Source organism: Bacteroidales bacterium, from assembly GCA_013141385.1.
Taxonomy (GTDB): domain Bacteria; phylum Bacteroidota; class Bacteroidia; order Bacteroidales; family Tenuifilaceae; genus UBA8529.
The window spans coordinates 118425-124963 of the sequence record JABFRB010000028.1; the positions used below are offsets into that span (position 1 = coordinate 118425).

A 6539-nucleotide genomic window follows, 5' to 3' on the forward strand; every position below is an offset into this window, starting at 1 on the left:
GCATCAATTTAAACTATTTGAAATGGAACTTAAAGAAAGAGTGAAAATTAAGGAGCTACTATTAAATGGGCAGATTGGCTCATCGGTTGTTGCAAAAGGTTGGGTTCGTACCCGTAGAGGTAATAAAAGCGTTGCTTTCATCGCTTTAAATGATGGCTCAACCATTAATAATATTCAAGTAGTTGTTGATGTACAAAATTTCGATGAAAATTTACTAAAGGATATCAATACAGGTGCATGTATAGGCGTAAAGGGAATACTTGTTGAATCACCTGGTTCTGGGCAAAGAGTTGAAATTCAGGCGGAAGGGGTTGAGTTATACGGAGCTGCGGATGCAACTACTTATCCTTTGCAGAAAAAGGGGCATAGTATGGAGTTCCTAAGAGAAATTGCCCATCTCCGCCCTCGGACAAATACTTTTGGTGCAGTTTTGCGCATTCGACATGCTATGGCATACGCCATTCATAAGTATTTTAATGATAAAGGATTTTGCTATATCCACACACCTATTATTACCGCTTCCGATGCCGAAGGGGCAGGTGCTATGTTTAAGGTTACCACCCTTGATGTAAATGCTTTACCAAGGACAGAGGACGGTAAAATCAATTGGAGTGAAGATTTCTTTGGTAAAGAAACAAATCTCACAGTATCAGGGCAACTCGAAGGAGAACTAGCAGCTTTAGCCCTTTCGGAGATATACACCTTTGGACCTACATTCCGTGCAGAAAATTCAAATACACCCCGCCACTTAGCTGAGTTTTGGATGATAGAGCCTGAAATGGCCTTTTATGATATCATCGATAATATGAACCTTGCGGAGGATTTTATCAAATATCTAATCAGATACGCCCTTGCAAATTGTATTGATGATCTAGAATTTTTGAATAAGATGTATGATAACGAACTTATCGAAAGATTGAAGTTCGTTATAGATAATCCATTCGAACGCCTAACCTATACTCAAGCAATTGAGATTCTTTTGAAAGTTGACCAAAAATGGGAGTTTCCAGTATTTTGGGGAGTTGATTTACAGGCAGAGCATGAACGTTTTCTTGTTGAGAAACATTTCAAGAAACCTGTAATTCTTACTGATTATCCTAAGGAGATTAAGGCTTTCTACATGAAACAGAACGATGATGGTAAAACGGTTCGTGCTATGGATGTGCTTTTCCCAAAAATTGGAGAAATAATTGGAGGATCGCAAAGAGAAGAAATTTACGAAAAACTCATAAATAAAATCGCAGAAATGCACATCCCCGAAAAAGATATGTGGTGGTATCTAGAAACACGCAAATACGGTACTGCTCCACATAGTGGATTTGGCCTAGGTTTCGAAAGACTCATACTTTTTGTTACAGGAATGAGCAACATCCGTGATGTTATTCCATTCCCACGTACACCTAAAAACTGTGAGTTTTAGTTAATCCTTAAATTATGCTCAAGCAACGACTTCAACAAAAGCTTTTACAAAAGTTATCTCCCCAACAGATACAAGTTATCAAGTTGCTGGAGATTCCTACTATGCTGCTTGAACAAAGAATAAAAAAGGAACTTGAGGAAAATCCTACCCTCGAAGAAGGCGATGAATTGGATGATGACTATGAACAGGAGGAGATAAATACTGAAGAGGAAGATAATAAAAATGATGATGAATTCACCCTTGAGGACTACCTGAATGATGAAGATGTTCCTTCATATCGGTTGAATGCTAATAATACATCAAAAGACGATAAGCACGAAGAAGTTCCCTTTTCTATTGGGGTATCCTTTCATGAGCACCTTGAGAGTCAACTCGGTTTGAGAGTATTAACCGAAAAGCAGTATGACCTGGCGAAGTACATTATAGGAAATATCGATGAGGATGGGTATTTACGCCGAAAACTTTCAGCAATTGCTGATGATATAGCTTTCTCAATGGGAATTAGTACCAACGAGGACGAATTGGAACAACTACTCTATATCATTCACGATTTTGATCCTCCCGGAGTTGGGGCACGCGACTTGCAGGAGTGCTTACTATTACAAATAGACGCAAAGGATCAAGGCATTCCAGAGATTGCCTTAGCAAGAAAGATTCTTAAATACTATTTTGATGAATTTACCCGGAAACATTACGATAAAATCGCATCAAAACTAGATCTTGAAGATGATGATTTAAAATATGCTATTGATGAGATTTTAAAACTTAACCCTAAACCCGGAGGTTCATTTCAAGATCCTCTCAATCAATCAATACAACATATCATTCCCGACTTCATTCTTGATCAGGTGGATGGGGATTTTCAGTTAAACCTGAATGCCAGAAATGTCCCAGATCTAAGAATTAGCAAAGAATATTCTGAGATGATTGAGACATTTGCCCACAACCGAAGCAATGCCTCAAAGCAGGATAAAGAGGCTATGGTTTTTGTTAAGCAAAAAATCGACTCTGCACGGTGGTTTATCGATGCAATTCGGCAACGACAAAACACCCTTATGGAAACGATGAGGGCGATTATTGAATATCAGCGTGAGTTTTTTGAAGAAGGTGATGAAACAAAGTTACGCCCCATGATATTAAAAGACATTGCTGAAAAAACAGGTCTTGATATATCAACTATTTCTCGCGTTGCGAATAGCAAATATATTCAAACACATTTTGGCATATATTCACTAAAATATTTTTTCAGCGAGGGAATGCAAAATGACTTAGGTGAAGAGGTATCAACAAAAGAAATTAAAAAAATTCTACAAGAATGTATTGATAATGAAGAAAAACGCAAACCCCTCACAGATGAGAAATTAATGAAAATATTACAACAAAAAGGATATCCAATTGCGCGAAGAACCGTTGCTAAATACCGTGAGCAGCTGGGTGTTGCGGTTGCCAGATTAAGAAAGGAACTTTAATATGAACAACACCCTAGCAAAAACATTAACATATCTTTTTCACCCATTGATTATGCCTCTTTTGGGTGTTTTTTTAATATTCTATTCTGGTTCCTATATATCATATCTTCCAAGTGATGTGAAAAGAATTATTTTACTTGTTATTGGAGCAAATACGTTAGGTTTACCATTACTTATGATGCCCCTTTTCTTTCAATTTGGGGTTATTAAAAGCCTTCAAATGGAGACCCATAAAGAGCGAATTTTACCTTTAGCTTTTACTTTAATACCTTATGTTTTATCAGTATATTTTTTAATAAAACTGCCTATTCCATCCGTAATTGTTGCATTTATGCTTGGAGCATCCTTGGCTGTTGCATCCTGTTTAATTATTTCGTACTGGTGGAAAATAAGCATACACCTTGTTGGTATTGGAGGCATGGTAGGTTTTCTAATTGCCTTTTCAATTCGGCTGTATACAGATGTTTTACCATTCCTGTTATTCTTCGTTTTTATTGCTGGACTTTTATCTTCCGCAAGGCTATACACTAAAGCACATAAGCCTCTTCAAGTATACAGTGGTTTTATTTTAGGATTTATAATTATGATGTTTGTCATTTTATTCTTTTAATTCTTGATGTATAATTTAAGTTTTATCACTTATTTTCAATTTTACATCAACGAAAAAGCAACTTTTATCAGCTATCTACTACTTTTAAGTCCATTTTCGGTCATCATTCAACATTATTATTGTTTAATATAAAGAAAACCAAATGAATAATATCACTGGCAATATTGTTGCTCTATTAAAAAAGTTTTTTGATTTAAGCTGCTTTTAAACAATTGTTCATCCACTTTTATCTGTTAAATAGATGGTTTGTATAGATTAGTGAATGCTATATTGTGTTTTTTATTAAAACCTTTAAAATAAGATTCTCGTAAAAACAAATAGTATTTCGAACTAAAATTACAATATTTTAAATATCAATACAATAACGTTTGTTCCTTAAATTTTAACTGAATTATAAGTCTTGTAAGTTGCTTATTCAAAGCATAATATTTGGGAAGTAGAGGGAAAATGAATATTTTCGAGGCAGAATTGTTAATAAACTTGTTAATAAAATAATTAAATATGAAAATCATTGTACACAGGGTAGCATTTATGCTAATTGGACTATTGATTTCATTAAATTCATTATATAGTGCACCATTATCTGGGATTGTAAATACCACAAAAATTAAATGTCAAGGAGGTGCGGATGGTACTGCTACCATTGTTGCTTCGGGAGGAACTGGTACATATACATATTTATGGTACAACCCAAGCAATGCACTAATTGGAGGAAATGTTCTTTCAATTACTAATTTGTCTCTCGGAAATAATTATAGGTGCAGGGTAAATGATGGTTCAACTGTTATTAATGTATATTTTGACATTACTGAAAATCCAGGATTATTTTTTGATGATCTAGTTGCAACAAGCCCTTTATGTAATGGAGGTGCGGGATCAATTGTAATAACAGCTATTGGTGGTACTTCCCCATATACTTATTCTGTAGATGGAGGGGTTACCTTTCAAGCATCAAATACTTTTAGTGTGACTGTTGGTTCATACGATGCAATTCTTCAAGATAATTTGGGATGTTTGGCTTCCTATGCATCAAATCCTATAGTTATTACCGCTCCAAGTGCCATTAGTTTTACCACAACACATGTTAATCTAGATTGTAACGGAGCATCAAATGGGAGCATAACAATTACTGCATCTGGGGGAACGGGTGCTTTAAGCTATAGCATTGATAATGGTGCTACTTATCAAACTCCTTCAAACATTTTTAACTCTTTACCCGCAGGAACTTATCAGGTTAAAGTTAAAGATGCCAATAATTGTGAAACAACAGCTTCAGCCGTTACACTTACTCAACCTGTTGCCTTATCGGCAACTTTGACTCCAACAAATGTAACAGGGTGTTTTGGGAATAGCAATGGTGCTATTAATATTACCCTTCCTTCAGGAGGATCTGGGGCATTCGAATATACTATTAACGGAGGTACATCTTGGCAGGTGTCTGGTTCTTATCCAAATCTCATAGCAGGAACGTATAATGTTCAAATGCGTGATAAAAACACCCCAACTTGTATAAAAATATTAAATGCGGCTTTAATAATTACTCAACCACTACCGCATACAACTACCATAAATATTACAAATATTCCTTGCCCTGAATCAGGAAATGTGGGGGCCATATCTTTTGTTGGAACATCTGGTGGTCCTTCGGGAAACTATGACTGGACAATAAATAATGGAAGTTCTTGGAATTTAGTAAGCCCAAATTTCATAAATTTAGCTCCGGGAAGTTATAATCTTAAAATTAGGGATGGTGTAAACACAACATGTATTACAAACATGGGGATATTTACAATTACTAGACCTAATCCTTTAATATTTACTTCTCTAACACCTACTGATATTACTTGCAATGGAAATAATAATGGTACAATTACAGCGGTTGCATCAGGTGGAACTGCTCCATATACTTATACATTAAAATTAGGCGTTGCTATAATTGCTACAAATGCAACAGGTTCTTTTACAAATCTTGCACCAGGGACATATACTGTAACCGTTAAAGACAATGTTCCTGCTTGTACATCATTAGTTTCAAGCAACATTGTCTTGAGTCAACCAACTGTATTAACTGTAACTGTTACTCCAAATCCAGCAACAACTTGTGTAAATGTAGCATTACCATTAACAGCAACTCCAGTTGGTGGAAATGGAGGAAATACCTATGCATGGACAGCTCCAACAGGAGGATCATTTAATAATCCAAACTCTCAAACACCCAATTATACTCACAATTTAGCAGGAGCATTTACAGCAAATGTAATTGTTACTGATTCAAAGGGCTGTACGGCAAATGGGAGTACAAACATCACAGTCACCCCAAATGCGACAATTACACTGTCCTCCGCAGCGGGAACGGACGCACAGACCAGGTGTATCAATACTGCGATCACAAACATCACCTACTCCATCGGGGGTAGCGGAACCGGAGCGAGCGTGATCGGATTACCAGCAGGGGTTAGCGGAACTTTCGCTGCGGGCGTTTTCACCATCAGCGGCACACCGACCGCCAGCGGGACGTTCAACTACACGGTGACCGCAACGGGCACCTGCGCTCCGGCAACCGCCCTGGGAACGATTACGGTTACCCCGAACGCGACCATCACCCTGACATCGGCTGCGGGAACGGATGCACAGACGAAGTGCGTCAACACGGCGATTACCAATATTACCTACGCCATCGGCGGGAGCGGGACTGGGGCTTCGGTGGTCGGTCTCCCGGCAGGCGTTAGCGGAGCTTTCGCTGCGGGCGTCTTCACCATCAGCGGCACGCCGACCGCCAGCGGCACGTTCAGCTACACGGTGACCGCAACGGGCACGTGCGCTCCGGCAACCGCCCTAGGAACGATTACAGTTACTCCGAATGCAACAATCTCCCTGACATCGGCAGTAGGAACGGATGCCCAGACCAAGTGTGTCAACACGGCGATTACCAATATTACCTACGCCATCGGCGGGAGCGGGACTGGGGCTTCGGTGGTCGGTCTCCCGGCAGGCGTTAGCGGAGCTTTCGCTGCGGGCGTCTTCACCATCAGCGGCACGC

Annotated in this window: 4 protein-coding genes; all 4 read left to right on the top strand. The window is 38.6% G+C overall.

Features of this window, described 5'->3' with window-relative positions; all coding sequences use genetic code 11:
- Nucleotides 1–22 precede the first annotated feature (22 nt).
- Nucleotides 23–1420 (top strand): asparagine--tRNA ligase, encoded by a 1398-nt coding sequence (asnS, locus tag HOO91_16440; GenBank protein ID NOU19147.1) that lies wholly within the window; start codon nucleotides 23–25, stop codon nucleotides 1418–1420.
- A 14-nt stretch (nucleotides 1421–1434) separates the two neighbouring features.
- Entirely contained in the window at nucleotides 1435–2889 is a 1455-nt protein-coding gene (rpoN, locus tag HOO91_16445; protein ID NOU19148.1) for an RNA polymerase factor sigma-54, read from the top strand.
- A 1-nt stretch (nucleotide 2890) separates the two neighbouring features.
- A complete protein-coding gene (locus tag HOO91_16450; protein ID NOU19149.1) occupies nucleotides 2891–3499 on the top strand; it encodes a PAP2 family protein in 609 nt (202 codons plus the stop codon).
- Between the two features lie 501 nt (nucleotides 3500–4000).
- Nucleotides 4001–6539 (top strand): hypothetical protein (locus HOO91_16455; protein NOU19150.1); only part of this gene is annotated, 2539 nt, incomplete at its 3' end.

What these genes read in the sequence shown, in the direction of transcription:
- asnS (NOU19147.1), top strand. Translation starts at nt 23, where the DNA reads ATGGAACTTAAAGAAAGAGTGAAAATTAAGGAGCTACTATTAAATGGG.
- rpoN (NOU19148.1), top strand. Translation starts at nt 1,435, where the DNA reads ATGCTCAAGCAACGACTTCAACAAAAGCTTTTACAAAAGTTATCTCCC.
- HOO91_16450 (NOU19149.1), top strand. Translation starts at nt 2,891, where the DNA reads ATGAACAACACCCTAGCAAAAACATTAACATATCTTTTTCACCCATTG.